Here is a 25,959-nt window from a genome sequence, read left to right on the forward strand (position 1 = left end):
AACCAACACCAACAGCCGCTTCCAAAATGGTACCTGAAAAGCTGACCTTCTCGCCACTCTCTCGCCGCCAAATTGAAGCCGACTTCTCCGGGGGCCACATTACGTCGGACGCCGGATTACTCCTGCTTCGTGAAGTCGATAAACAGCATCGCCTAACACGCCGCTTGGCCGCCGTGCTTCATGATCCCCGCTCACCGGAACAGGTTCGTCATAAGCTCGACACGTTGGTTCGTCAGCGGGTGTTCGGTGTCGCCGCTGGCTATGAAGATTTCAACGACCATGAGGCCCTGCGCTATGATCAGGCCCTTCAGACAGCGCTCGGTGAAGAGGATACGCTGGCAGGCAAGTCGACGCTGTGCCGGGTGGAGCAGAACGCCGATCGGCAAGCAATAGTGAAGGCCCATGAGTTGCTGTGGCATCACTTCATTGAACAGCATGACGAACCACCCAAGGAGATCGTGCTGGACTTTGATGGCACCGACATCCCCGTGCATGGCGAGCAACCCGGCAAGTTCTTTAACCGTTATTACGATCACCACTGCTACTTCCCACTGTATGTCTTCTGTGGGCGCCACTTACTGGTGAGCTATCTGCGCACCAGTGACCGCAGCGACAGCCGCCATAGCTGGGCGATCCTCGCCTTACTGGTACGCTTTATCCGTCAATACTGGCCCGATACGCGCATCGTGTTACGAGGTGATAGCCACTTTTGTCGTCCCCGGATGCTGAACTGGTGTGATCGGCATCACGTCGACTACATCGTGGGAATCGCAAAGAACAGCCGGCTGCTCAAGGAAGTGGACGTCCCCATGATGCTGGTGCGCAAGACCCAATGGCAGGTGGGAGGGAAAGTAGCGGGGACGTTCCGCTTCCAGTATCAAGCCCGCTCCTGGAAATACCCACGCTGGGTGGTGGCCCGCCTAGAAGAAGGTGAGTTAGGCTCTAATCCCCGGTTTATCATCAGCTCTCGTTACGATGACGGCTTCAAGCTTTACTACGAGCAGTACTGTGCCCGGGGTGACATGGAGAACCGGATCAAGGATCAACAACTGAGCCTGTTTGCTGACCGGACCTCCAGCACGCACTGGTGGGCCAATCAGTGGCGGCTGATCTTGTCGGGCTTCGCTTATACGCTGTTCGAGCGGTTACGGACTTACCTGAAGCACACGCCCTTCGCGCGCATGAGTCCAAGCAACCTGAGGCTCAAGCTCATCAAAGTAGGCGCGGTCATCCTCCGCAATACGCGCCGCATCCGGGTGTTGATGAGTGACAGCTACCCCTATAAAACGGCGCTATCCGATCTGGTCAGGCGGTTGGTGCCGAACTGACTGCTCGGGCGCCCCCGGCCCGACGCAATGGGGGAAAGGGGGAAGTGTGTCTGAAGGACGGAAAGTGGTTAAAAAGTAGCCGATGTAAGTCGAGCCAGTAGGTGTTTAGCGGTGTTACAGCCTGAGTGCGGTACTGGCTGAGGTACTATGAGAAATCCAGGCTAGGTACAGTTGATCCAGTTTAATGGCCCCTTAGAATCTCTCTTCCTTTCGCAACTTTGATTAATGCGGATAAAGAAAACTTCTATTGGCCTTATCCCTCTTACCTGGGTAATGGCCAAGCCCGATGACGGGTTAATGACGCCTGGAGAGAAACGTGAAACATCAAAGCATGGGAACGGTGTACCTGATTGCCTTGGGTGCCTTTGCATTGGGCATGGCGTCTTACGTCATTGCTGGGTTGGTACCAATGATTGTTAGCGATTTCAGTGTGTCGGTTGCCAGGGCTGGCCAATTGGTTACGGCCTTTACACTGGCCTATGGCATCGGATCACCGGTATTTGTTGCTCTGCTACCAGCCCATAAGCAGCGTTTAGGTCTATTGATCGCGCTGGCTATTTTCACCGTAGCCAACCTGGTTAGTGCACTGGTAACGACCTATACAGCGCTGGTCGTTACTAGAATTTTTGCTGGCGTAGGCGCCGGTGTATATCTAGCCATGGGGATTGCTGCATCGGCTGCCGTTGTACCAAAGGATAAACGTGGCCAAGCACTGGCGATCATTATGGGTGGAATGGCCAGCGGCACCGTATTAGGAGTGCCTGCCGGACTAATGATCGCTGAGCAATTGGGATGGGCCTCAACGATGTGGCTTATTGCTATTCTTGGGCTCGTCTCAATGGTGGGTCTGGCAATAAAACTTCCTGCACTTCCCGCCTCAGAAGCCTCCACCCTTCGGGAAAAATTCACCATCCTTAAAGATATGAAAGTCACTTTGATTCTGACAGTTTCCCTATTAGCTGCAGTATCTAGCCTTGGGCTTTACACCTACATCGCACCAATAATGGCTAATGAGAGTTTCGGGGGCATCTCGAATATCACTCCTTGGCTGTGGGTATGGGGAATCGGCGGCGTAGTGGGCAGTTTCCTTATTGGCCCAATAGCGGATCGAGTTAGCGGACCAAAACTCGTGGCTACCATCATGCTTATGCTGACCGTCTCCCTAGCAGCCCTACCCTTCACCGCAGGTATTAATGCCTGGCTGGCAATGGTGCCGATTGCTATATGGGGAGCAGTGGGTTGGGCGTTACAAGTGCCACAGAACAATCAGTTGATATCCGCACGTGAAGGGATTGGTGGTGGTAATGTAGCCGTAGCGCTCAATGAATCAGCACTTTACCTGGGTAGCGCGATTGGTGCCGCTGCTGGTGGCCTGATCTTCGCCTTCCAGTTGGGAGGGTGGGCACTGCCTTTTGCTGCCGCATCCGTTGCGGGGCTTGGATTACTGCTGCAATTAATAGCACTGAAATCAAATGGCATTTTAAGTGCAAATAAGCCTGCAAGCTGTAGCTCTTCCTGACGGACATATCAATATTGCGTGGCCTCGCTGCTCACTTGTTAAATAAAGGCACGAGGTCTTGCTGCTAACACAAACGCCCAACCCGATCCTCACCCGCGAACTGGTTCTACACCAGCAACATCCTCGTCAGCGATTGGCACACGGTGGTGGAAGCCAAGCGTGGGGTGTTGAATGAGGCGGTGACGTCGTTGAAGAGGGAGGTTATGAAGATGAGTGGGAGTGGTAATTAATCAAAACCAACATCAAAGGTTCTAGTGATGTTGGTTTTCGGCCAGAAGCAGACTTTTTAGACGTCTCTGATTAACACCCCACTCAACGGAACTTTAGGAGCGAAGCGAGTAAAATTTCCGCGTGCAGTGGCTTGTTAGCACTATCAATCTGCACAGTATATTATTGGTATCGCATTCATATCCCTAACAGCATGAGCAAATGATGAAATAATCCAAAGCAATTGAATAATGTGTCCCGGTACTGATTCACCACGTTGTATCTTAGAAAATTCAGTTGTTACAGAAGACTTTGATAAAAAAGAACAGCTTAGAATACATTTCCTGTGAAGCTTGTAATCTTTTAACAATCCATCAAGATAGCCTGTGGCTTGCGCTGGGTCGCCCTTTCTAATTCTTGCAATACTAGTGCTGCAGCCACTATTTGAGTATGTATCCGAGAACTTATCATTGATTCTTTCGGTCATCTGCTCTTTAGTAAAATACATATTTCCCAGATTTTTAATTCCTTGACCAACTACATCATGAAGGTTGCTTGCTGAAGTGCTAGTACTGCCATGCTTAGAATGGATGAAGTTTATATTAGATTCGGCACGGTTTAATGTAATGTGATCAGCCCACTCAATACCCAAATCATCACAGAATATATAGTCGTCGTTTTGATGTAAGCTCTCAACTACACCAAACATTGAGTCAACATCAAATGCCGTAGATGCATTAGTAAAACCACCTTTTTCAGTAGTTACTGTGGGTATTTCAACTTTAGGATGCATTATTTCTAAGATACTATTTATCTCAGAAATTCCTGATGAGTCTTTAAAGCATGCTCCCATGAAGTACATGTATTTTGGATCAGTGAACGTTACGCTATAGTAACCATTTTTTACGATAAATTTTTGTAAGGTTACTTCCTTTCCGTTTTCGATTACCCGAAACTTTGTCAAAGCCTTCGATGTCAATGTTAAGCTTTTTTCATTTTTCCTAAGACGCGTGCAGTTTTCTCTTCCAATAACCTTACACTCTGAGTCAAGTTCATATACTTTTTCCAGGGCTGAGAAGAGCTTATTCTTAATCCGAGAAGAAATAACTATATTTAAACCTCTAGCTGTCTTATATTTTATAGTCAATCCGTCCCGTTCAATTCTTTCCTGCAACGGAGTACTTTCCACAAGAATTGCATTAGGTTCACATGCGTCTAGAACATCGCTTAATTCTACTTTCTTAGCAAAAGAATCTAGGAAATTATTATCATTCGAAGGGTTTTCAATAAGTTCAACTTGCTCCTTCACCCAAACAGCAATCTCCTCAAGGGACTTTCTTTGAGAAGATTCAACTAATCGCCCAGTTCCAGAAATTGTTTTTGTGATAGCGCCTTGACGTAACTTTAAATAAAATGGAATTGACCTTCCTGCAGAGTGTGTCGAAAGAAGTCCTTTTAAATCTGCTGCCTCATAAGACCTTGCTCTCATTGCCCTATCTGAAATAGTCATATTTCTTAAAGCAATTTTTTGAAATTCAACATCGTTATCGCCAAATGTACTTGTCAAATCTCTACTATCAACAAGGAGGAAATTTTCTTTTATTAACTCAGATATATTCGCACAACTTTTCTTAAAAATTGCCAAATAATTCTGATATTCGATCAATATAATAAATGCGTACACTCTATCTTCGAGCTCTTCGTCAATAAAATATACAGGTCTAACAGACGGAAATACTCTAACGGAGCATTTATATTGTAAGTCTGACTCATTAACTCGCTTATCAGCTCTGAAAAGGTCAACAACAAATTGAGCGCCTGCATCCATATTTTCGACTGCAGCACCGAGAATGTCATTTATAATTGAATCATCAATGCCGTTTTTTGGTATATAGAATTGTGCATTTTTTGTGAGCTCTAATCTTTCAGGCATCCTCAGTTACTCCTTGTAGTGCTAACGCCAGCAGCCAGCGCGGCTACGAAATGGAGGCAAAGCCGCAATGCAGTAGACGTCGTCGTGACTGTGATTGTTAGCTCTACTTAGCAGGTAGAAGTAGCGTTGTGACAAAACTTAATGCCTGCTGATCTCTTTGGCCAAAATATCTAGGTGCATGTTGCGGCAACCATACCTCATTAAAGTGAAGCTTAAAGTCTTCGTATAATTCAATTGGATAAAGCTTTGCTTGAACAGTGCGACCGTCCGGGTAGGTGTGAGCATACGTAGGGAACGTATTAGGCTCTATACCACGATTATCTCTGAGCCATTTGCAGAAGATTCTACCTTCTGAAATATCCGGAACCATTGCTTGAGGGAGAGTGTAACCAGCCTGCTCAAGAGGTGCGATTAGGTTTAAAGTCAGCTCATTTAGCATCGAGAAATGTGTATATGGAACCTTAGAGCGGTTTTCCATATACCTCTCAATATGAACAGGCATAACGGGCGTAGAGCGCCCTTGCTGCCATTCAGTTACCCATTGAGATACTTTTACAGCAAACTTTGGAGACAACCACTGCGCCAAATTTATGGCAAGATACGGGTGGACCCATGTTCCCTGAAGACTCGTATTTCCTCCGCTAATTACGTGTATTAATTGCTGCTCCGGAAGCCCTGTCTGTGTAGTTAATTCGACAAGGAACTCATCAGTCGATTTTAGTGCTCTATAATCCGAATAGCGTTTTCCTACAGACTTACAAAGAGCGGTGGCACTGATGTACCCATCCCCAACTCTTTGAGGAATGATTTCACCTTCTTCAACTCTGGGAATTAGTGTTATCTGTTGCATGGTATTTCCTTCATCTCTTGGAGCTAACGCCCGCAACACAGGACAATTTAGAGCGCAGCGAAAACTTGTTCCGCGTGCTTGCGCTTGTTAAGTTTTACGCCGCAGGAATCTCAAGCTCGGCTGGTGAGTCAGAGCTTCTTGATCCTTCTACAATATCATCAGCTGACTGGTGTTCATCAATAGATAAGCGATCGAGTTCCAAATTTAGTTTTTCATTCAGGAAATCATGCTTCAATTCAAACTCGGCAAAAATTTCACTCCACTTGAATGCAAAGAGCTTATACTCCCCGAGAAATGCCAGCCCGGGCTCTCCATGTATTTTAAGGCTGTCAATTTGGCTTTGCACATAGCCTGTACTGTCAAATTTGTTGCCGATCAAGTAAAATTTCCAATCAGTATTTGACCCATTAAATCTAGCGTCAGATTTAACTACTTGATAGTACTCATACACTTGGTCAATTTCTTTCTTACCAAGGCGAACGTTTATAGGGTGTTTTAATTCAAGAACGACATTTTCAATCTTCTTATTCCTCTTCCCTTGCCGAACAAGAAATAAATCCATTTCTTTATTCTTGCTTTTATGATCAACGGATTTCTTTTCGCCTTCGCCATGAAGAAGATATGTATACCGTCTAAGGGCTTCTTCGAACTTAGGTTCAGCTGCGGTAAGCAACTGATACTCTTCGCCTATTAACCAATAGTTCCTTTCCATCATTTTCTGTAGATGCGGAACCTCTCCGGCATACATTTCTGGATCGAATACCAATCTCTTAAATTCTTCAACAGATTTATAACGGTCGCCAATCAATTCAATTGTTCGAACAACCGATGACATTTTTGTAGTTTTTAGCTGTCTAGCAAATACTTCTCTTTCAGCCGATGACAGTTCGACTACCCCATCTAAAATCTTAAATAGATCGTCAATTTCACCGCCGTCTACTATCATTGAGATAAAGCCAACAAATGTTTTCTTTTGCATTGCATTGAGGTTAGAGAAAATCCTAGGATCTACTTGATATAACTGTTTTACAGTTTCCTTAATATCCTCGCTTTTCATAACCTCCCATCTATTGTTTTTATTGTAATCAGGAAACATTCCCTTCTCTTCATATTCCTCTACAAGAGATTTAGCATAATTTATAATAAATGGTCTTCGTTTACCTCTCAAATAGGAATTAATACAGGAGACCAAATCTTTAAACACACTTGATTTATCAGTATTACAAAGAAAATCGCCTTGACCTTCATTTTTCTCGCATTTAAAGGAGTCAAAATATTCATCTCTTACAAATACACTATGATAGAACTCGTCGCCCTTGTTGTTTAAAGTGGTTGGTTTTGAGTACTTAAATTTTCCAACACTATCAATGCAGTAATATCTTGAAAAATGTCGATTAAGTTTATTTGACCAGCGAACGTACTCGACTTTGAAGACTTTGTCATTTACACGAACTTCAAAAGTTTCTTTATCCTTTATCAGGAAATCATATGACAATGTTTCTCCATTGATATTGATGGAACAACCCCATTCCTTCATTAGCTCAAGGAACCAGGCAAACTCTTTAATCAAGTATCCGATTAATGTATTTTTTATATAATATTCCGATAGATCAAAAATATTATTGAACACCACCTTTGTTCCTGTACTTTCCCTGCTAGTTTCAAGCAGCTCTGAGCTTGAATATTGATCTATGTTAGACTCATTCGAGGAAATAACATACTCATAGACTTTGCCATTATATTTATAACTAGTTTGCCATTCTACAGACTGTGAAAAGTGGTAGAACGTTAGACGACCTAATCCGTTCTTCCCATGTATTAGTGTGTGTTGTAATTCGCTATCGCGCTTTTCTGAAGAAAGTACTGGCTTGAATTTATTATCAAGCAATTGATGTGGAATTCCCTTTCCATTGTCTTCAACAGAAAGGTATGTAATGTCGCCCAGCTCAGTTTTTTCATAGACGATATCAATTGTGTTGGCTCCAGCATCGAATCCATTCCATATATATTCAGCAATTGACCTGTAGGGCTTAACGGACTTAAGCCGGTTCTTTATGCCTTTTGCGTTTACTTCGACCTTACTCATCTTAAAATCCTTCCATTACAGCCTTGCACGACACTTTCTCAGAAATTTAAAAGTTTTATTCATGCGCCTGCGCGTTTTTCTGGGAAGCCCCACCTTGCTAACAAGTGCCTAATTTACTGACAGAAAAGGGGTACATACTTTTTTCTCGTAAGGCTCGTTAGAAAAATGCGCATTGTGAGCTGATCGCTCCGTAAATATATATTTCAGAGAACGTCCGCTCAGGGTCGAAAAGCGTCATTCGCTAACTTCCTTAGAAAATGCCACCCTACCTGCAATAGCTTCCATACCTTCAATCGGCTCCTCATAACTCCAAGCAACATCGCGGGTCTTACCTATCGAGAAATACACCGTATGCCCTTTATAAGGGCAATAAGTAGTGGTTTCTGAGACGGAGAGTAAGTCCAGCCGCACGTCTTCGCGTGGAAAGTAGTGACGTGGCGGGTAGCCGTATTCGCGAAGTTCAAGCGTATTGGTGGAGTCGGCTAGCAGAATGCCACCAAACTGCACTTGCATGCGCTTGTTGGTAGGGTGAAGCATTATGCGGGCATTCTGCATCGTATTGTCCCTGCGGCGTTTTTCGCTCTAATGCTTCGAGACTAGCAGTTAACTTAGGTTAAGCCTACCTTGCCGGATTAGCTTTTAGTCGGTAACTGATCCTTTTTTGATGCAGGTGAGTCATTACTTCCACGCTACCGCTTATTGCACCGTGTTGAACGCGGCACAGCACTAGGCTGGGCTGTGTGCCGTTGGCTGTAATAGTTAGTTGCCTGCTGCGTCCCATCCGCCGCTGTTGCCGCAGGTTTGCCAGCCGCCCGTGGTGGAAACGTGGTTGGCGAGCAGTACCGGCAGTTGATGGCGCTTTGCGATGGCGGCGAGCAGCTCGGCATCTTTTGCATAGCCGCCTGGGGAGATCAGCGCGCTGGCGAGATATACGCCAGCCTGTTGGGCAGCGGCGGTGGCAGCGTGGCTTGGGTGTGTGAAGTCGGCGCAAACGGCTAGGGCGATGCGAGTGCCGTTAACATTGATGAGGCCGCTTTCATGGCCTGGGGCACAGTAAACATCCTCCCCTTCGTGAAGGTGCTGTTTTAGGTAGAGAGTGTGTTCACCGCTGGGGAAGCAGATCACCGCTGCAATGTAGAGTTTGCCGTTTGGGTTGTGCAACGGGCAGCCTGCGATCACCACCGTGTTGGTGGCCACAGCGGCTGCAGTGAGCGCAGCAAAGGTTTTATCGTTGCGGGGCATGGCCAACTGGCTGAATAGCGCCAGCTCGTAGCCGGTGAGCGAGAGTTCGGGAAAGGCCACCACATTGGCACCCAGCGCGGCAGCACGTTCTATATAGGCTGGGTGCGTCTGTAGGTTTTCTTCTAACGCCGCTTTGCTGATAGGTAGTTGGGCGAGGGCTATTGTGATGGGGGCGGCTTTGGCTGTAGTCATTTTATCGCTTCCGCTGGCTGGGTGCTGGAAGGGTCGCGGGCTAAAGCCACCTCCCACTGTGACCTAATAGGGCTTTTTGCCATACAAGGTAAATACCGCTTCTCGGCCAAAAACAAAAGCGGCTAAGTGATGTTTGACCAGACGATAGCACTCCGCAGTAGCGATGCGATACTGCCCACCAAAGTATAGACGTTGGGTCTACTAAATAAATGCGGTCTGCTGAAAGCTCTCTCGCGCAGTCACGCCAGCATGCCAAGCTTGAAGCTGTGGGTACTCTTCTTTCCAGTTCACCTCTGGCAGCCTAAAGGCTAGGTAATCCAGCGCTACTGCGATGGCAATGTCACCCAAATTGATAGTTGAGGCCTGCAGTTTTTCGCCAAGCTCAATGTTCAACTGATTCAACAGCCGCTGAATAGCCCGCGAACGCCTCTGCCCCAGCTCGCTATCATCAATCCCCTTGCCGTAATGCTTTCTGGCAATCACGCTAGTGAACGCGGCATCCATCAGGTTTTGGCCTAGCCCTGTTAGGTGCAGTACCTCACCCAACCTGTCTTGGGGAATCATCGGCTTGTTGGGGCTAACGCTATCCAGGTAAACGGCAATCAGTATGGATTCGCTAAGCGTGGTGCCCTCCTCCGTTACCAGCGCGGGGATTCGCCCCGCTGGGTTGGCCTTTAATAGATCGGCGTCGTCAGCCCAGGGGTCGCACCACTTCAGGGTGACGGCATCTGCTAAGCCTTTTTCAATTAGCACGATGCGCACCAGGCGTGCATAGGGTGATGTGGCGTTTAGGTAGAATTCCATTATTGCCTCCCTGAATTTGTAAAGGGCGGTGAAGATCAGTGTGTCGATTGCTGGGGTGAAAAGCGCTAGGTCGCCTGCCACCATTTAAGCAGGTTCGGCTCTAGCTTACCGGTCGGGGGTAGCTGGCCGGTGCGTGCGAAGTCGGCCCATAGGGCGCGCAGGCGCTGGCCGTGCTCACGCAGGGTGGTCTCGTCTACGCCTTTTACGATATCGGCGTGCTGCCAGCTGGCGGGTTCGCCGAGTAGCAGCGGCAGGTCAATAGTGTGCGCGGCGCCAAACGGATAGCGGCCCTTGCCCCAATCCAGCCTATACACATAAGCTCGCCCGCCCGCCTGCGCATGGCGGCGGGCAAACGTTAGCGCGCCGCGCTGATACACCTTGCGGGTGGTGGTCGCTACCATCGCTTTACAAAGTGCCTTGCCTACCCACGGCGTTTTACGCAGCCGCATCAGGCGCGGCGACCTCACTAAAAACAGGGCGGTTTCTTCTGCGGTGTAGCCAATCAATAGGTCGATCTTTGAAGCGACCCGACGCCAGGCCGCGTAAGCCTGATCTTCGCTAGGCAGCGGGTAGTGGCCATACTGGATGCCAAACGGCATGGCCGCTTTTAGGCCAAAGCCGCGAGCGGATTCAGCCACCTGGGTCTGTCGGCGCAAAATCACATCAATCGGCGCATCGTCTTTTAAGGTGGCGGCTTTTTGGCTCATCTTGGCGTTCATTTTTGCTCGGCCACGGCTAATGCCCAGCGGCGCGCTCTGAATAATGGCGCGCTGAAAAAATCCTTCGGTGCCCTCGGCAATCATCAGATGCGCCGCTGCATCGCCCCCGGCGGACTGGCCAAATAGCGTGACATTGGTTGGGTCGCCGCCCATGGCCGCAATGTTGGTGTTGATCCAGCGCAGGTCCGAGATCATATCGAGCAGCCCCAGGTTCGCGGGGCGGTTAGCGTAGCCGCCCAAAAAACCTAGCAGGCCGAGTCGGTACGTGACCGACACCACAATGACATCTTGCTCCAACGCCAGCGGGCGCACGTCGAACACCGCAAGATCCCCGGCACCAAATACGTAAGAGCCACCGTGAATCCATACCATTACCGGGCGCGGCGCTTTAGAGGAGTTATCCGGCAGGGTGACCGATAAATGCAGCTCCCCCTCAACGGCGTGGAACTCTTTTTCGGTAACGCCTAATGCTTCATTCAGCTCTGGGATGGTGTTTTGCGGCGAGGCTGGCGACCACTCGGTGGCCTGGATGGGCGTGGTTGATGGCGGTTCATCTGTTGGGGCGCAAAAACGCTGAGCTCGGGCGTAGCGAATGCCCGAGGCGCGGATAACGCCCTTATCCCGCCAGCCAATAATCTCCCCGGCGGGCGTCGTAAAGCGAGGCTCATCGTAGTGCATACCGCTCCTTGGTTTGCTTGATGAAATAAGCGTAGCACCGCGCGGCCGGTCGGAGTCGCCATTTACTCAGGGGGCGCTTCTTCACTTTGGTGCGCCTCGAGTACCTTACGCGCTTCGGTTTCAATGGCATCAAGCACCTCGTCAGCTACTTGATAGCGAAACTGTTTACGGCGATTGTTGGAAAGGCGCCCCTCATTGCTCAGGCACATCATGACTAGGCGCGCCAAATCACTACCACGAATATCGTACGCTTCGTTTATTACAGCATACACATGATCGAAACACGCCAAGTAGCGAGTCTCGGCTTTTAGCTTGTCTTCCAAGGCTGCTTTTGCCATTATTAGTAAAAATGCCACCGCCTCTGTCGCATCCCAGAACCGGTACAGGGCCTCCAATCCCTTAAAGTGAAAGTCATATTGATCGGCATCTATCCAGTTGACGTTCCAATGCTCTCGGGTGGGCTTTGAAAACGCTTCGAGGGCAGCCAAGTACTCTGCGTCATGACGCTTCATGGCAACCGAAATAGGTAAAAGATTGTCGCGGTCCAACCCTCCTTTTCGGCATAGCGTATGGTGTATCAGAAACCGCGATATGCGTCCGTTGCCGTCCATGAAAGGGTGTAGAAAAACAAAACCAAAAGAGAGCACCGCTGACACCACCAGTGGCGAAACGCCTTCTGCTACCCCCTTATCTGAATCTTGATTGGCCCAGCTCATTAGCCCATTCATCAGCTCATCGCAAAGCGCTGGCGGTGGTGGCAGATAGCTGACACCTAGCGCTCCGGGTAAGCCATTGTGCAAGTAGTTCTGCTCATGGCGAAAGGTGACGGCTTTGTCGAAAGGATTACTGATAGTGCTGTTTTGAAGTTCGACAAGGTAGGCTTCTGTCAGCGGTCTACGCTCATGGGCTTGGCGCAGCAGTTGCATGAAGCGCTGTTGCTTATCGGGCGATGGCGACTCCTGTTCGATCGCGAACGAGGACTGTGTTTCACTCAAATATACTCATGAATGTACGCATACCCTACAGGTTTCATCTTGAAGTGCCTCGAATCAGAATATTTTGTTCACTTCATCAAGAAAATATTCAGTAAGCAACTAGAAGTTGTTTTTTTATTAACCTGTAACACCCTATAGGGTTAGTTTTCACTCGCATGTTACTCATGCTTCGCGGCAAGCCGGTTCATGCTCGCTAGATAAACACGCTTGGCCCCATTTCTCCTGATAGAAAATCCTAACAGAAAGCCGTCTGGTGAAAGCTCTCTCGCGCTGTCACACCAGCATGCCATTCCTTTAACTGTGGATACTTTTCTTGCCATTTCACATCTGGAAGCCTGAAAACTAAGTAATCCAGCGCTACCGCAATGGCAATGTCGCCAAGGTTAATAGTTGAGGCCAACTGTTTTTCGCCAAACTCACTGTTCAGCTGGTTCAACAGCCGCTGAATGGCTCGCGAACGCCGCTGGCCTAGCTCGCTATCGTCAATCTCGTTGCCATAGTGCTTTCTGGCAATCACAGTCGTGAAAGCGGCATCCATCAGGTTTTGGCCCAACCCCGTCAGGTGCAACACATCAACCAAATTGGCTGCTGGCAGCATAGGAGGGTTGAGGCTAACGCTATCCAGGTAAACCGCAATCAGCATGGATTCGCTGAGCGTGGTGCCCTCCTCCGTTACCAGTGCGGGAATACGACCGGCGGGGTTGGCTTTTAACAGATCGGCATCGTCTGCCCAGGGGTCGCACCACTTCAGCGTCACGGCGTCCGTTAGGCCTTTTTCCATCAACACGATGCGCACCAGGCGCGCATAGGGCGAGGTTGCGTTTAGGTAAAGTTCCATTATTGCTTCCCTTGGTGTGTAGAGTGCTTTGAAGAGTGCTGTGTAGCGTGCTTTGTAGATTGCCAGGCAGAAAGATGCGTATGGCGCTGCTGTACGCCACGGCTAAGCAGCACCAGCAAAAAACCTACGACGAGAATAAGGCCGCTAATGGCAAACAGTGGCGTGTAGCTGCCCCAGGCGCCATAAAGCGCGGACATGGCATAGCCTGCCACTGCCTGGGCGGCTGCAAAAGCGGCGGTGGCTTGCCCCCAGAGCTTCTTGTGGGCGGTTGGCCCTACCAACTCAGCAAGGCGGCCAGAAGTGAGTGCCACAATACCGGGGATCATTGCCCCTACCATGAAGGAGGAAACCGACTGGCTGAGCAGTGCGAGCGAGAACACCGGCAGTAAGACGACGGCGGCCTTCGCCGCAAAGGCGATCATCAAGCCACCCTGCCAGCCCACTCGATGCGCCAGTGCGCCTACCATAAACGGCCCACACAAGGCGCCCAATCCGAAGATTCCCCATTGCAATGAAGCCGCTTGATTGCCCAAGGCGCTTTCCCTGGCGAGATAGTCCACCCAGAACACGGTATGGGGCACAAAGCCAATCGCATCCAGAGCGTAAGCGCCCACCACCAACATCACGATTATCTTTACACCCGCCGCCTCTGTGGGGCTATTCACCCTTGGGCTAGCCATGATCGGTGAGGCTAAGTGTGCTACTCCCTGTTGTTGCAAAAAATAGTCGCACAAGAGGCCAGCGGCAATACACAGCAGCCCAAGCGTGCCCCAGGTGACGGAGAGGCTTAACCCTAGAAGTAACGGTACGATGAAGGCCGAAAGCAGTGCACCAAAGCCAATACCGGTAAACACCATGGCACCCACACGCGTTCGCCTTTCAGGTGGCGTGGCCGCCAGCGCCAGCGAGGGGCCAACGACCATTAAGATGGCCCCGGCAATGCCCGAGACCAACCGCCAGAAGAAGAACCAGAGAAAACCGCCCGCCCCAGCGCAGAGCACAAAACTGAGTACGATACCCGCGAAGCTTGCGGCCATCACCCAGCGAGGAGAAAAGCGCTCACTCAGCGAGTGGGCGGCGAGTGCGCCGATAAAATACCCCAGCAGGTTGGCGGCACCCAGCCCTAATATGGGTATCTCCTCTCTCATGAGGCAATGGTTGCTTCCCGAAGAAGTACTATTTATTCTTAGATATCTTTTTTTTGCGAAGCGGTAGCGTAGCGCATTGATACGAGGGAAATTTATGAGCGCTCAGGAGGATAACCGCCGCAGCGATCACGACAGCCCATGGAAGATGGCGCTGGAAGCGTATTTTCAGGAGTTTCTAGGGCTGCTGTTCCCGGCGATTCATGAGCAGGTGGATTGGTCGAAAGGTTACAGCTTTCTCGACAAAGAGCTCCAGCAGATCACTGCTGATGCTGAAAGCGGTAGGCGCTATGCCGACAAGTTGATCAAGGTGGCTGCCCTGGATGGCGTTGAAACCTGGGTATTGATCCATGTTGAAGTACAGGGCGAGCCTGAAGATAGCTTTGCCAAGCGTATGTTTACCTACCAGTACCGGTTGCGTGACCGCTATAATATTGATGTGGTCAGCCTTGCCGTACTGGCAGATACCCGCGAGAGCTTTCGCCCCACAACTTTTCACTATCAACGCTGGGGATGTGCGCTGTCTTTTACCTTCCCCATGGCTAAACTGATTGATTGGGAAGCGCACTGGGCAGAACTGGAAGCCAGCGACAATGTCTTTGCTTTAGTGGTGATGGCTCAGATACAGGCCAAGCGAGTGAAGGAGAACGCATCGCGAAAGGATACCAAAGTGGCCCTGATCCGGCTGCTCTACGAGCGAGGCTACACCCGCGATCAGGTTTTACGGCTGTTCAACATCATCGATTGGATGATCCAGTTGCCTAGAAGTTTGGATCCTGAATTTGCACAGGCGGTTTACGCCATACAAGAGGAGAAGCACATGCCTTACGTCAACACGATTGAGAGACTGGGTATTGAGAAAGGACGTCAAGAAGGACGTCAAGAAGCGCAACATGAAGCTGAGCAGCGCGCATTGGAAAGCAAGCGTAATGCAGCCCGTAAGCTGATCGCTCGCACCGAAATGGATGATCAGATGATTGCCGACATCGAAGAGCTGAGCGTCGAAGCAGTAGAAAGGTTGCGGGCTGAGACCCAGCACTAAGCTCGCCTGCTACTCCTTTATAAATATCGTTGCTCTCTTGGGAAGTTCACTTTCTAATAGGTTGCCACTGAAGACAAACAGCCCCTCATCACATCACGCTCAAGTTCTAACATAACAAATGAACCAATGACGGCCCTGCTCGCTGGCGGCCATATTCAAGCGCGGTGCGTTATGAAATTCCGTCTCCTTCCCGGCAAGATTTGCGATGTTCTGCCATAGTAAAAAAGGCTACTTATTAAAGCGTTCAAGGAGGAAGGAAAATGACCCGCATCGCACGTGTGGAGCCCATCAGCAAGGATCGTGGTGACGCTATCATCGTTTCAGGTTGGCGCGTCATAGATGTCACCCAGCCCGATGCCCCCGTGGAAATCTCACGTCACGACCATGAGCCTCAGGCGATTGAAGCGGCACGACGGTTTGAGGCCGAGACCTCAAGTGAGCCTGGCTCTGCGCCAGACGACACCCAGGACTACGATGCCTCCCAGCCAAATTTGGGTAAAGGTAACGACTAGCCTCTGCAACCCGTTATTACATGCTTACGACTGATAGGGAGCCCTTTTTAATTTGATCAGGTAGGCGGGGCTTAAAGCACCACGCCATTCAAATTTTTTAGCGGGCCTCCCTATCTATTATTAGCCGCTCGCTCAACGCGACGAGGTCTTCAGCCACAAAATCCCATGCTTGCTCTGCTTCTAAATCTTTATCCTGCTGAGGGCCATACTCTGTGCGACGGGGTATAAACGCGGTTTTCATTCCCAAGGCACGGGCAGCACCCAGGTCATAATTATGCGCCGCGCATAGCATCACTTCTTCAGGCGGCAGGCGAAGCAGGCGGCAAGCCCCTAAATAGACCTCTGGGTCCGGCTTATAGTGCTGGAATAGCTCGGCGCAAAACACCATATCCCAGGGCAGTTTGGCGTGACGGGCCACATCCACCATTAGTGATAAATTGCCGTTGGTCAGCGTGCCGATAATATAGCGCTCTTTTAAGCGCTGCAGGCCGTTCTGAACATCCGGCCAGGGCTCTAATTGGTGCCAAAAGTGGTTGATGCGATCAATGGTCGCCTCGTCTAGCGTAATCCCATGTTGATTGAGTAGTTTGACGAGGCTTTCTCGATGCAGATCATCCAGCCCCATCCACGGCACGTCACCTTGCCGTACTCGGTTCATTGAAGGGGCATAATGCTGACGCCATTGATCCGTTATCACTTCACTGGGCAGCTCAATCCCTAGCTCTTTCTGCAGCTCCTTGAACTGACGAATCAAACTGGAGCGCCAATCAACAATAGTGCCAAATACGTCAAAAACGATGGCTTTCATTAATGTTTCCTTGTTGGATGGTTATTAGTAGTCCCGCTAGTGTCATGGCGATCAGCAAGCTCCAACCGAGCATAAAGCTGCCAGAGATATCCAGCATCCACCCCAGCAGTGGGGGTATTGAGACAATCGCCAGTTGGTTAATCGCCATGGCTAGGCCTAGCACAAAGCCGGTTTTATCAGCAGGTGCAGACTCAGCCACATAAGCTACCCAAGGGCCGTACCAACCAAAACCAAAAAAGCCCAACCAGGCCATCAAACCGCCCAGCATAAGCGTTGAGTGTAGCGGCAGCCAAACCAATACCAGCAGCCCTACTATCACCGCCACCATGCATACCATGACCGGAAAATAGCGCGAGCGACAGCGATCACTCCAGGCCGCCAGCAAAATACGCCCGGCAACCCCGGCCCCCTGGGCTACGAATAGCAACGTCGCCGCCTGCAGTACCTCCATCTGCAAACGGCTATGCAGGTAGAGCACGGTAAAAATCAAAATGCCGTACTGAACCGAGATCAAACTAATACCGGACGCCATAATCTGTTTCATGGCCGGTTCACGAATCATCGCCAGTCGCGATAAGACGACTTTTTTTACGCTACCTTCAGAGGCTCTTGCTAACGGCACCACGCCAATAGGAGCACGGTAAAAAAGCATAAAGACCAACGCCCCGAAAATCGCAATTAGCCCCCCTACCAAAAAAGAGGCGCGCCACCCCCAGGTGATCGCGACGGTTGGTAGTATGATCGCCGCCAGCGCCCCACCCAGCGGCAAGCCTGCCTGACGAATCCCCATGGCAAAGCCGCGCTGGGATTTGTCAAACCAAGCGGCTACCGATTTGCTACCGCCAGGCTGGGCAGTACTGTAGCCCGCCCCTACGATGACCAAAAACAGCAGCATGGCCCAGTAGCTCTCAGCCAGCACGGCAGCGCTAAGCGCAATGCCCACAACGAGGGTACCTACTCCCACCACCAAACGTTCACTGAACCTGTCCAGCAGCTCCCCGGCAACCAACAGCCCAACCAAAGGCACCAGTTGAGCAGCAGAGACCAGTGCCCCAATCTGAAATGCAGAGAGCGCCATATCTGCCTGTATATAAACGCTGATGGCCCCGATGCCTTGAACGAAAAAGCATGCCGCTGCTTGAGCCAGGGTGGCTATCAGCAGAATGACCCAGCGGTAGCTACCAGAAGTACTAAGCGGAATAATTGCATTCATGCGATGGCCTCACTTTCTATCAGAGGAAAACCAAATTCTCCAAGCGGGCTTTGACGCTGAGCCCCAAACAAGGCATCCCTAACTTGGGCAATACCCATACGCTGCGAGATTTGAGCTGAATCTGTTTCTACCTCGATACCATTTTCTTCCATCTCTTTTAAAGCGATCCTGAATAGCTGATTATTATTAGTAATTCTTACTCCCCCATGTTTATCCAAAGTGTAGGGAGTATCTTCCATTCCAACCCGCAATATATCTACTTCACTATCAGGCTGAGCAGCATAAGCCGCTAACCTACGCATGGCACACATAACCACACCTTTTCTTGGCCCCACATCCATTGGTTTATAATTTTGTTTGGCATGTTGAGGCATTACTGCCGCCCCTACTGTAATTGTAACTTTACGTTTAATCACTCCTGGCTCTACAATATCTGACTCCAAACTTTTTGCTCTTTTAACAATGTCACGAAACTCATTATAGCTTTCAGGAAATGGGAGCCTAGGAGAAAATCCAAACAACAATATAATATTAAGCTGACCACCCCCACCAAGGCGCATTAAGGGGTGCTCTATTGCAAATCTAGTCATAGCATAACTACGGGCTAACTGCACCCATTCAACTTCATGAAGAAGTCCCAGTCTACGCCGCGCTTTTATTGAATTTCTATAAACTTGGAACTGAACCATTGGCGAGGTAATACCATAATCAGCACCTTTACTTGTTCCTGAATCCGTGAAGCCGGCGCCGACACTTTCCCTATCACCGCCAGCGAGCACTTTTTGATCATTCGCCCCGTGCAAGTTGGCTTTCGCAAGCCCGTTATTGCCAAAACCCACCGTGCTGATCGGTGCTGACGGCCCGTTTTGTCATGCCTTTCCACCCGCCAGGCACGACATATCTGGCGATCGCGTGTCGCTTGGAACTGCTTGTGGATAGAGTGTCGCCGATTGACGGTCAGCATGGCGTTCCTCGTGGATAACGCAGTCGGCTCCGCAGCGTCTTGAGCACCGTCATGCGCCCGATATCCTGCCCGAAGTCGAGGATGATCTGCCGTGCCTTGTGAATCACGAGAGCCGCACGGTGCACCAACTCTTGTAGCACGGTGCGCAGCCGGCGCCGCTTGGCCGGGTGGCGAACCGGGCTCAGCTCGCCGGTCATGCCCAGCTGTCCCATCAGGCGCAGGATGTTGTAGGCCAACTGGGCGAGATGCAGGATCAGATCGTTGGTGGCGAACTTGCCGGACGGCAAGCGCTCCAGGTCGAGATCGGTCTTGATCTCGCTGTGAAACTGCTCATGGGTGGCATGCGCCTGGTAGCGCTTGATCACCGCCTCCGGCGCCTCGTCCAGGCTGGTCCACCAGCCTTCCAACTCATAGTCCGGTTCGAGCAGCAACTGGCCATCGCGATCGGCGGTGCGCTCGACCAGGCGCATCACGCGTTGGACGACGTATTCGGTCTTGTTGTCGTCGTGGATCGAGACGGTCTGCGTCCACAGCGCCTGGCGCTTGCCAGGACGCAGCTCTTCCCAGTAGTCCGCCGCCACCGCCAGCCAGGTATCTCGATCAGCCGTGGCCGAGCCACGCGGGTTCCATTTGACGACATAGTCGAGCCGGCGCCCCTCGTCGGCAAAGACCTGGCGTTGCTGTTCGAGAAGCGCCAGGTGCGCCTGGCTGTCGAAGCCGCTGTCCTCGCGTAACAGGATCGGTTGCTTGGTCAAGCATTGGGCGCGAGGCAGTACCCGCTCCAGGAAGGCGTTGCTCTCCTTCATGGTGTGCTGCTTGCCAGGCCGCAGTTCCAGACCCAGGCACCACCCTTCGTTGCCCAGATAGGCGGCGATCGGGGTGTAGCCATCGACCTTCTGGTAGGTCCGCGAGACGCCTTCCTTCTTCGAGTTGCTGTTGTCCATGACGAAGGTGTCGATGTCCAGGCAGACGTGCGTCGTCTCGGCGGTGATCGGTGCTTCGATCAGTGACAGCAGGGTCGTGGACCAGGTGGCGGTGCGCGCCTGCAGGTCGTTGGCGGCAAGTTTCTCCAGCCGCTGTCGCAGCGTCGCCGCGCTCGGCACCTTCTGCAGGGTCAGCAGTTGTTGGAAGGGCTTGTCGCGGCGGAAGTTCTCGACAGCGTCATAGTCGCTCATGCCCAGACACAGCAGGCCCAGGTAGCTCTTGATCACGTCACTGGTGCGCATGCCCAGCGTGGTGGGGAAGCGGCTGTCGATGCTGTCGACGCCAGCGATCTCGAAGCATTGCCCGATGATGGACAGCCCGGCGTGGCTGGTGAGGGTGCGGCGACTGGCGCGGAACTTTATGTTGGGCATGGCACTGTCTGGGTGAATGGCGATAATGGCTATATTGCCATGCAGGTCAGTGGGTTAGAAGTGCTTCCGGGGGCCGGTCTCACGGATTCAGGTTGTTGAGTTCACATCTATATTTGTTTTTTCCTTTTTTGACGAAGGAAAATAATCATAAATCGCTGATAAAAAATTACGGCTCGAGGAAAACTCTACACTAATTCCTTTAAAACGCTTTTCAAGATCACAAATAACCTGCAGCTCTATAGCTGCCTGCATAGTAACAAAGTGTGCCCCACCAAGGTGGAGTGGAACTGCGCATTGGCTCACTCTTTCCCATTCACCAAAAGATGAGATATTATCTTGAACCTCACGACCATTCCGACTTGCCCCAAAGCTTATCAACATATCCTTACAACGAGTCTGCACCCCTAAACTTATTCTTTGGTATACTTCATTGTCAGTGGTTTGCTCCTTAGTGACAGGGTTTCTTGCATGATAATGGTAATATCTACAACCATTTCTATATAGCTCATCAGCTTCCTTAAAAAGCTCTTCTTCTGAAACTAAAATAGAATCTCCTGCGCATATCCTATCAAGATCTTTATCTCCAGTAATATAGTGATTATCTGGAGTAAATTTAGCGCCAGTTGAAGCACATCCAAGTATTAATTTATGCCCGCTTTTCTTCATTTCCTTGTCCCATAAAATGTGACCATGTTTTAAAAAACACCTTAAGACCACATCACATAATTCATAGGCGTTTTAAATGCAGTCCATTTTCAAAAACTAATCCAGCATTGTGCGCCGCACCATGCAAATATTACAAAATGCGTTGCTGTAACCGCAAAACCTTCACTAAGTGTTGTAAATTTTGCATTAAAATAAAAAAATAAAGGAATATTTGCCGAGTCTGCAATCAGACTGGAGCATAGGGGGCAGGTCGTGGAGAAGAGGCTACATACAGAGTTGTCCAGAAATATGGATTCGCTTGCATCCTACTGAACAACAATATTTAACGGTTTAATAATCCATTAGTGATAATATCTATTTACATCATCTAAATTAGCTCTCTATGCTTTCAGTTTTATGAGGTAATCCCATAATCGCTGTGCTTCTGGAGTCAAAGTCGCCACTCGCCTTAATAATTTTATCTTTAGAGAAATGTCGAAAGTTGGATCACCAGATCTTACTAGTCGCTTGGCACTAAGGTCTTCTCGTACTAATGATTTGGGTAACCACGCCATACCTAATTCGGATAAAGTCATGAGGCGCAAACCATTCGCAAGGTTAGTATCGTGATATTGTTGTAGATTCAAATTTCTATCTTTAAGTGCCGTCTGTAACGACCACCCCAAATGACACTCTTCTGAATATCCCAAAAATGAAATCGGGCGTTCATTATATGTATGCAAATTAAAAAGAGGCTGACCAGTAGCATTAGGGACACTGACGGGAATAAGGCTCTCTGTACCTAGCTCAATGAAAGTATATCTATCGCTTTCTACTAATAGTGACAAATGGTTTTTGATTAAATCATCTTCGTCGAACAATGCCACTACAAAATCGACTTTACCCCTATTAAGCTCAATTAAACACTGAGGTAATGTATCAGAATTAATGCTGAGTCTTGCTTCTCCAAATTTTTCTTGTAGCCTCGGCAACCAATAAGGAAAAAATATCGTTGATAGTATGTGTGGCGAACAAAAGCGTATACGTCGTTGTTGGTCCTCAGTTCGCTGTGCAACCGACTCCCTAAACCCTTCAAACACAGGGAGCGATTCCAAGGCTATTTTTTGTAGCTCATAGCCAGCCTCTGTCAGAGCTAACTCTCCTTTTCGCCGCTCAAATAACGCAGTCCCAGCCCAGTCCTCAAGCCCCTGTATACGGCGACTCAGACCTGAAACAGATACATGTCGGTGCTCAGCAGTGCGGCTAAAACTCTTGGTTTCACAAAGAACCAGAAAATCTCTCAAGATTATCAAATCAGTCATTGATGGTATTCCGGCAGGTTAGATATTAATCATAATTTACCTAAAAACATCGATAGGAAATAGCGCCTTCTAATAATTTTTGTATCCGCGGTAACCGGCTTTAGAGCTGAGCAGTCCGATTGGAATCTGCTAATGAAACTGGAAAGATCAGGGTACTTCATTAAATCAGTGCCACATATCAGCCATATTCGTTTGCCAGCAGTCTGTCTGTCAGGGCTAGGTTCTCCAGAACTAATAGTTGTAGGTAACCACTCGGTGGACGCTCAATATAACTTCTAGTGCTTGAGTTGATAGCAAGCCAAGGTGGTTGCTTAGCTCTTCCAGCAGCAACTGGCGCAGACTGGAGATCGGCGGGCAAACGTTAGCGCGCCGCGCTGATACACCTTACGGGTGGTGGTCGCTACCATCGCTTTGCTGAGTGCCTCGCCTACCCAAGGCGTTTTACGCAGCCGCATCAGGCGCGGCGACATCACTAAAAACAGCGCGGTTTCTTCCGCCGTGTAGCCAATCAACAGGTCAATCTTTGAAGCGACACGACGCCAGGCCGCATAAGCCTGATCTTCACTAGGCAGCGGGTAGTGGCCGTACTGGGTGCCAAATGGCATGGCCGCTTTTAGGCCAAAGCCGCGGGCGGATTCTGCCACCAGGGTCTGTCGGCGCAAAATCTCATCAATCGATGCATCGTCTTTTAAGGTGGCGGCTTTTTGGCCCATCTTGGCGTTCATTTTTGCCCGGCCACGGCTAATGCCAAGCGGCGCGCTTTGAATAATGGCGCGCTGAAAAAGTCCTTCGGTGCCCTCGGCAATCATTAGGTGGGCCGCTGCATCGCCCCCAGCGGACTGGCCAAATAGCGTGACATTGGTTGGGTCACCGCCCATGGCCGCAATGTTGGTGTTGATCCAGCGCAGGGCCGAGATCATATCGAGCAGCCCCAGGTTCGCGGGGCGGTTGGCGTAGCCGCCTAGAAAACCCAACAAGCCGAGCCGGTACGTTACCGACACCACAATGACATTGCCTTCGAGTGCCAGTGGTCGCACGTCGAACACCGCAAGATCCCCGGCCCCAAACACGTAAGAGCCACCGTGAATCCATACCATCACCGGGCGCGGCGCTTTAGAGGAGTTATCCGGCAGGGTGACCGATAAATGCAGCTCCCCCTCAACGGCGTGGAACTCTTTTTCGGTAACGCCTAATGCTTCATTCAGCTCTGGGATGGTGTTTTGCGGCGAGGCCGGCGACCACTCGGTGGCCTGGATGGGCGTGGTCGATGGTGGCTCATCTGTTGGAGCACAAAAACGCTGAGCACGGGCGTAGCGAATGCCCGAGGCGCGGATAACGCCCTTATCCCGCCAGCCGATAATCTCCCCGGCTGGCGTCATAAAGTGTGGCGCATCGTGGTCGTTTCGCTCAGCACGGCCGTTTCGCTCATCGTAGTGCATACCGCTCCTTGGTTTGCTTCATGAAACAAGCGTAGCACCGCGCGGCCGGTCGGAGTCGCCATTTACTCAGGGGGCGCTTCTTCACTTTGGTGCGCCTCGAGTACCTTACGCGCTTCGGTTTCAATGGCATCAAGCACCTCGTCAGCTACTTGATAGCGAAACTGTTTACGGCGATTGTTGGAAAGGCGCCCCTCATTGCTCAGGCACATCATGACTAGGCGCGCCAAATCACTACCACGAATATCGTACGCTTCGTTTATTACAGCATACACATGATCGAAACACGCCAAGTAGCGAGTCTCGGCTTTTAGCTTGTCTTCCAAGGCTGCTTTTGCCATTATTAGTAAAAATGCCACCGCCTCTGTCGCATCCCAGAACCGATACAGGGCCTCCAATCCCTTAAAGTGAAAGTCATATTGATCGGCATCTATCCAGTTGACGTTCCAATGCTCTCGGGTGGGCTTTGAAAACGCTTCGAGGGCAGCCAAGTACTCTGCGTCATGACGCTTCATGGCAACCGAAATAGGTAAAAGATTGTCGCGGTCCAACCCTCCTTTTCGGCATAGCGTATGGTGTATCAGAAACCGCGATATGCGTCCGTTGCCGTCCATGAAAGGGTGTAGAAAAACAAAACCAAAAGAGAGCACCGCTGACACCACCAGTGGCGAAACGCCTTCTGCTACCCCCTTATCTGAATCTTGATTGGCCCAGCTCATTAGCCCATTCATCAGCTCATCGCAAAGCGCTGGCGGTGGTGGCAGATAGCTGACACCTAGCGCTCCGGGTAAGCCATTGTGCAAGTAGTTCTGCTCATGGCGAAAGGTGACGGCTTTGTCGAAAGGATTACTGATAGTGCTGTTTTGAAGTTCGACAAGGTAGGCTTCTGTCAGCGGTCTACGCTCATGGGCTTGGCGCAGCAGTTGCATGAAGCGCTGTTGCTTATCGGGCGATGGCGACTCCTGTTCGATCGCGAACGAGGACTGTGTTTCACTCAAGTATGCCCACTGAATTGCACGGTCGAGCATTCCCGTGGGCAATGAGGCCATAAAAGTGGAAGCTTGCCCCAGGATATCTTCTTCTAAAAGCGCCGTAATAACCGAGGTACGACGCACTGTGGCGCAGTAACCCAACGTGCCTAGACCATTGAAATCGATTCGCCAACGGCTGTCCCGCACAGAGGGGCCAACAATATAATGCTCAGGATCGAATAGCGGCACTGCCCGACCACTGACAGCGATATCGAACGGCAAGCGTTTGACCATCGCTTCATATAGATGCGCCAACTTCCTCAAATAAATGCCGTTTGGCGAGTTTTGCAAGGCCTCTCGTAACTCTTCTATGGGCAGATGGGGCAAGGAACCTGCCAGTATGGCAAGGTCTATACCTTCGTGTTTCAGCGCAAACACCAGATGAGCAAGCAGTGAGGCATCAGGGGCTCGTCCTGCGGGTACCGCTATCTCGTTCCCCATAGACATGATGCGTGTCACGGGACGAACCCGCGCGGGGTGTTTGGGCGGGCATACTCCCAAGGCTAAATACTCATGAAGGTACGCATACCCTACAGGTTTCATCTTGAAGTGCCTCGAATCAGAATATTTTGTTCACTTCATCAAGAAAATATTCAGTAAGCAACTAGAAGTTGTTTTTTTATTAACCTGTAACACCCTATAGGGTTAGTTTTCACTCGGATATCACTCATGAAAAAGTTTAAGGCGATGGGCGCTGTTCGGCCGTTTCCTTCAGGCTTTCTTTACAAAATGGGCAGTCACCATCATGTCGCCGACGCCGTCGACCTTGCAGTCCAGTTGGTGATCCTTGCTGTCTGCGAGCCGCTTGATAACGGCTTTGGTGCCCACCTTGAGTACCAGTGAGCTGCCTTTGACCTTGAGGTCTTTGATCATCGTTACCTTATCGCCTTCTGCTAACGGCGTGCCGTGGGCATCTTTTACTGTCACGGTGTCTTCCGCCTGAGCCTCAGCAGGGTTCCATTCGTGGGCGCACTCGGGGCAGATGAACAGGCTTTGATCCTGATAGACGAATTCGGATTGGCAATGGGGGCAAGGTGGGCACGACATGAATGATGACTTCTGTGGTTTGGTTTAGGCTGCTTATGATACTGAGCC

Annotated in this window: 23 protein-coding genes; 4 read left to right on the top strand and 19 right to left on the bottom strand. The window is 50.2% G+C overall.

Annotation, left to right across the window (positions count from 1 at the left end; translation table 11 throughout):
- Positions 1 to 26: 26 nt before the first annotated feature.
- Both ACXUPB_RS14475 and ACXUPB_RS14480 read left to right on the top strand, forming a co-directional pair.
- Positions 27 to 1,328 carry an IS1380 family transposase gene (locus tag ACXUPB_RS14475; protein WP_179917458.1) on the top strand — a complete coding sequence of 434 codons (1,302 nt, stop codon included), beginning with the start codon at positions 27 to 29 and terminating at the stop codon, positions 1,326 to 1,328.
- Positions 1,329 to 1,644: 316 nt separating this feature from the next.
- A complete protein-coding gene (locus ACXUPB_RS14480) occupies positions 1,645 to 2,847 on the top strand; it encodes an MFS transporter (RefSeq protein WP_472953053.1) in 1,203 nt (400 codons plus the stop codon).
- 373 nt (positions 2,848 to 3,220) lie between these two features.
- Here the strand turns inward: ACXUPB_RS14480 and ACXUPB_RS14485 are convergent, their stop codons facing one another.
- The 10 genes from ACXUPB_RS14485 to ACXUPB_RS14530 all read right to left on the bottom strand — a co-directional run bounded on the left by ACXUPB_RS14485 (position 3,221) and on the right by ACXUPB_RS14530 (position 14,539).
- Positions 3,221 to 4,987, bottom strand: coding sequence for a hypothetical protein (locus tag ACXUPB_RS14485; protein WP_472953054.1), 1,767 nt, complete (start codon positions 4,985 to 4,987; stop codon positions 3,221 to 3,223).
- A 103-nt stretch (positions 4,988 to 5,090) separates the two neighbouring features.
- Positions 5,091 to 5,837, bottom strand: coding sequence for a KilA-N domain-containing protein (locus tag ACXUPB_RS14490; protein WP_472953055.1), 747 nt, complete (start codon positions 5,835 to 5,837; stop codon positions 5,091 to 5,093).
- A 94-nt stretch (positions 5,838 to 5,931) separates the two neighbouring features.
- Positions 5,932 to 7,923, bottom strand: a complete 1,992-nt coding sequence (locus ACXUPB_RS14495) for an ATP-binding protein (protein WP_472953056.1) — start codon at positions 7,921 to 7,923, stop codon at positions 5,932 to 5,934.
- A gap of 234 nt (positions 7,924 to 8,157) precedes the next feature.
- On the bottom strand, positions 8,158 to 8,478 hold the full coding sequence (locus tag ACXUPB_RS14500; protein ID WP_472953057.1) for a DUF427 domain-containing protein: 321 nt from the start codon (positions 8,476 to 8,478) through the stop codon (positions 8,158 to 8,160).
- Between the two features lie 204 nt (positions 8,479 to 8,682).
- On the bottom strand, positions 8,683 to 9,357 hold the full coding sequence (locus tag ACXUPB_RS14505; RefSeq protein WP_472953058.1) for a carbon-nitrogen hydrolase family protein: 675 nt from the start codon (positions 9,355 to 9,357) through the stop codon (positions 8,683 to 8,685).
- A gap of 201 nt (positions 9,358 to 9,558) precedes the next feature.
- Positions 9,559 to 10,161 (bottom strand): glutathione S-transferase N-terminal domain-containing protein, encoded by a 603-nt coding sequence (locus ACXUPB_RS14510; RefSeq protein WP_472953060.1) that lies wholly within the window; start codon positions 10,159 to 10,161, stop codon positions 9,559 to 9,561.
- Positions 10,162 to 10,226: 65 nt separating this feature from the next.
- Positions 10,227 to 11,558, bottom strand: a complete 1,332-nt coding sequence (locus ACXUPB_RS14515; protein ID WP_472953061.1) for a carboxylesterase family protein — start codon at positions 11,556 to 11,558, stop codon at positions 10,227 to 10,229.
- Between the two features lie 62 nt (positions 11,559 to 11,620).
- Positions 11,621 to 12,553: a Fic family protein gene (locus ACXUPB_RS14520; protein WP_472953063.1), complete on the bottom strand. Its 933-nt coding sequence runs from the start codon at positions 12,551 to 12,553 to the stop codon at positions 11,621 to 11,623.
- A 235-nt stretch (positions 12,554 to 12,788) separates the two neighbouring features.
- The gene (locus ACXUPB_RS14525) at positions 12,789 to 13,391 is read right to left on the bottom strand and encodes a glutathione S-transferase N-terminal domain-containing protein (RefSeq protein WP_472953065.1); all 603 of its coding nucleotides are present in this window, start codon (positions 13,389 to 13,391) and stop codon (positions 12,789 to 12,791) included.
- Complete coding sequence (locus ACXUPB_RS14530; protein ID WP_472953067.1) at positions 13,391 to 14,539, bottom strand: YbfB/YjiJ family MFS transporter; 1,149 nt, start codon at positions 14,537 to 14,539, stop codon at positions 13,391 to 13,393. The genes ACXUPB_RS14525 and ACXUPB_RS14530 overlap by 1 nt, the downstream gene beginning before the upstream one ends.
- Before the next feature lie 94 nt (positions 14,540 to 14,633).
- Between ACXUPB_RS14530 and ACXUPB_RS14535 the strand changes: the two genes are divergently transcribed.
- Together ACXUPB_RS14535 and ACXUPB_RS14540 are read left to right on the top strand one after the other, a co-directional pair.
- Complete coding sequence (locus tag ACXUPB_RS14535; protein ID WP_472953069.1) at positions 14,634 to 15,578, top strand: Rpn family recombination-promoting nuclease/putative transposase; 945 nt, start codon at positions 14,634 to 14,636, stop codon at positions 15,576 to 15,578.
- A gap of 260 nt (positions 15,579 to 15,838) precedes the next feature.
- Positions 15,839 to 16,090, top strand: coding sequence for a hypothetical protein (locus ACXUPB_RS14540; RefSeq protein WP_472953070.1), 252 nt, complete (start codon positions 15,839 to 15,841; stop codon positions 16,088 to 16,090).
- A 97-nt stretch (positions 16,091 to 16,187) separates the two neighbouring features.
- Here the strand turns inward: ACXUPB_RS14540 and ACXUPB_RS14545 are convergent, their stop codons facing one another.
- The 9 genes from ACXUPB_RS14545 to ACXUPB_RS14585 all read right to left on the bottom strand — a co-directional run bounded on the left by ACXUPB_RS14545 (position 16,188) and on the right by ACXUPB_RS14585 (position 25,911).
- Positions 16,188 to 16,898, bottom strand: coding sequence for a haloacid dehalogenase type II (locus ACXUPB_RS14545; protein WP_472953071.1), 711 nt, complete (start codon positions 16,896 to 16,898; stop codon positions 16,188 to 16,190).
- Positions 16,879 to 18,111, bottom strand: a complete 1,233-nt coding sequence (locus ACXUPB_RS14550) for an MFS transporter (protein ID WP_427389938.1) — start codon at positions 18,109 to 18,111, stop codon at positions 16,879 to 16,881. The genes ACXUPB_RS14545 and ACXUPB_RS14550 overlap by 20 nt, the downstream gene beginning before the upstream one ends.
- Positions 18,108 to 18,950, bottom strand: a complete 843-nt coding sequence (locus ACXUPB_RS14555; RefSeq protein WP_472953073.1) for a hypothetical protein — start codon at positions 18,948 to 18,950, stop codon at positions 18,108 to 18,110. Before ACXUPB_RS14555 ends, ACXUPB_RS14550 begins: the two co-directional genes overlap by 4 nt.
- Positions 18,951 to 19,068: 118 nt before the next feature.
- A complete protein-coding gene (locus tag ACXUPB_RS14560) occupies positions 19,069 to 20,430 on the bottom strand; it encodes an IS1380 family transposase (protein ID WP_074210231.1) in 1,362 nt (453 codons plus the stop codon).
- Between the two features lie 87 nt (positions 20,431 to 20,517).
- Positions 20,518 to 21,096: a 3-keto-5-aminohexanoate cleavage protein gene (locus ACXUPB_RS14565; protein WP_472953075.1), complete on the bottom strand. Its 579-nt coding sequence runs from the start codon at positions 21,094 to 21,096 to the stop codon at positions 20,518 to 20,520.
- Positions 21,097 to 21,476: 380 nt separating this feature from the next.
- Positions 21,477 to 22,397, bottom strand: a complete 921-nt coding sequence (locus ACXUPB_RS14570) for a LysR family transcriptional regulator (protein ID WP_472953077.1) — start codon at positions 22,395 to 22,397, stop codon at positions 21,477 to 21,479.
- A gap of 311 nt (positions 22,398 to 22,708) precedes the next feature.
- Positions 22,709 to 23,836 (bottom strand): carboxylesterase family protein, encoded by a 1,128-nt coding sequence (locus ACXUPB_RS14575; protein WP_472953079.1) that lies wholly within the window; start codon positions 23,834 to 23,836, stop codon positions 22,709 to 22,711.
- Positions 23,837 to 23,898: 62 nt separating this feature from the next.
- Positions 23,899 to 25,311, bottom strand: a complete 1,413-nt coding sequence (locus ACXUPB_RS14580; protein ID WP_472953081.1) for a Fic family protein — start codon at positions 25,309 to 25,311, stop codon at positions 23,899 to 23,901.
- 264 nt (positions 25,312 to 25,575) lie between these two features.
- Positions 25,576 to 25,911 carry a zinc ribbon domain-containing protein YjdM gene (locus tag ACXUPB_RS14585; RefSeq protein WP_350359404.1) on the bottom strand — a complete coding sequence of 112 codons (336 nt, stop codon included), beginning with the start codon at positions 25,909 to 25,911 and terminating at the stop codon, positions 25,576 to 25,578.
- Positions 25,912 to 25,959: the final 48 nt, after the last annotated feature.

It is taken from the genome of Vreelandella sp. DA03-1M, assembly GCF_055725665.1.

Bases quoted from the DNA above. Each gene is read 5' to 3' on its own strand.
- ACXUPB_RS14525 (WP_472953065.1), bottom strand. From the start codon at position 13,391: ATGGAACTTTACCTAAACGCAACCTCGCCCTATGCGCGCCTGGTGCGC.
- ACXUPB_RS14495 (WP_472953056.1), bottom strand. From the start codon at position 7,923: ATGAGTAAGGTCGAAGTAAACGCAAAAGGCATAAAGAACCGGCTTAAG.
- ACXUPB_RS14515 (WP_472953061.1), bottom strand. From the start codon at position 11,558: ATGCACTACGATGAGCCTCGCTTTACGACGCCCGCCGGGGAGATTATT.
- ACXUPB_RS14500 (WP_472953057.1), bottom strand. From the start codon at position 8,478: ATGCAGAATGCCCGCATAATGCTTCACCCTACCAACAAGCGCATGCAA.
- ACXUPB_RS14535 (WP_472953069.1), top strand. From the start codon at position 14,634: ATGAGCGCTCAGGAGGATAACCGCCGCAGCGATCACGACAGCCCATGG.
- ACXUPB_RS14505 (WP_472953058.1), bottom strand. From the start codon at position 9,357: ATGACTACAGCCAAAGCCGCCCCCATCACAATAGCCCTCGCCCAACTA.
- ACXUPB_RS14575 (WP_472953079.1), bottom strand. From the start codon at position 23,836: ATGCACTACGATGAGCGAAACGGCCGTGCTGAGCGAAACGACCACGAT.
- ACXUPB_RS14540 (WP_472953070.1), top strand. From the start codon at position 15,839: ATGACCCGCATCGCACGTGTGGAGCCCATCAGCAAGGATCGTGGTGAC.
- ACXUPB_RS14565 (WP_472953075.1), bottom strand. From the start codon at position 21,096: ATGAAGAAAAGCGGGCATAAATTAATACTTGGATGTGCTTCAACTGGC.
- ACXUPB_RS14560 (WP_074210231.1), bottom strand. From the start codon at position 20,430: ATGCCCAACATAAAGTTCCGCGCCAGTCGCCGCACCCTCACCAGCCAC.
- ACXUPB_RS14545 (WP_472953071.1), bottom strand. From the start codon at position 16,898: ATGAAAGCCATCGTTTTTGACGTATTTGGCACTATTGTTGATTGGCGC.
- ACXUPB_RS14585 (WP_350359404.1), bottom strand. From the start codon at position 25,911: ATGTCGTGCCCACCTTGCCCCCATTGCCAATCCGAATTCGTCTATCAG.
- ACXUPB_RS14510 (WP_472953060.1), bottom strand. From the start codon at position 10,161: ATGGAATTCTACCTAAACGCCACATCACCCTATGCACGCCTGGTGCGC.
- ACXUPB_RS14475 (WP_179917458.1), top strand. From the start codon at position 27: ATGGTACCTGAAAAGCTGACCTTCTCGCCACTCTCTCGCCGCCAAATT.
- ACXUPB_RS14530 (WP_472953067.1), bottom strand. From the start codon at position 14,539: ATGAGAGAGGAGATACCCATATTAGGGCTGGGTGCCGCCAACCTGCTG.
- ACXUPB_RS14580 (WP_472953081.1), bottom strand. From the start codon at position 25,311: ATGTCTATGGGGAACGAGATAGCGGTACCCGCAGGACGAGCCCCTGAT.
- ACXUPB_RS14485 (WP_472953054.1), bottom strand. From the start codon at position 4,987: ATGCCTGAAAGATTAGAGCTCACAAAAAATGCACAATTCTATATACCA.
- ACXUPB_RS14570 (WP_472953077.1), bottom strand. From the start codon at position 22,397: ATGACTGATTTGATAATCTTGAGAGATTTTCTGGTTCTTTGTGAAACC.
- ACXUPB_RS14550 (WP_427389938.1), bottom strand. From the start codon at position 18,111: ATGAATGCAATTATTCCGCTTAGTACTTCTGGTAGCTACCGCTGGGTC.
- ACXUPB_RS14490 (WP_472953055.1), bottom strand. From the start codon at position 5,837: ATGCAACAGATAACACTAATTCCCAGAGTTGAAGAAGGTGAAATCATT.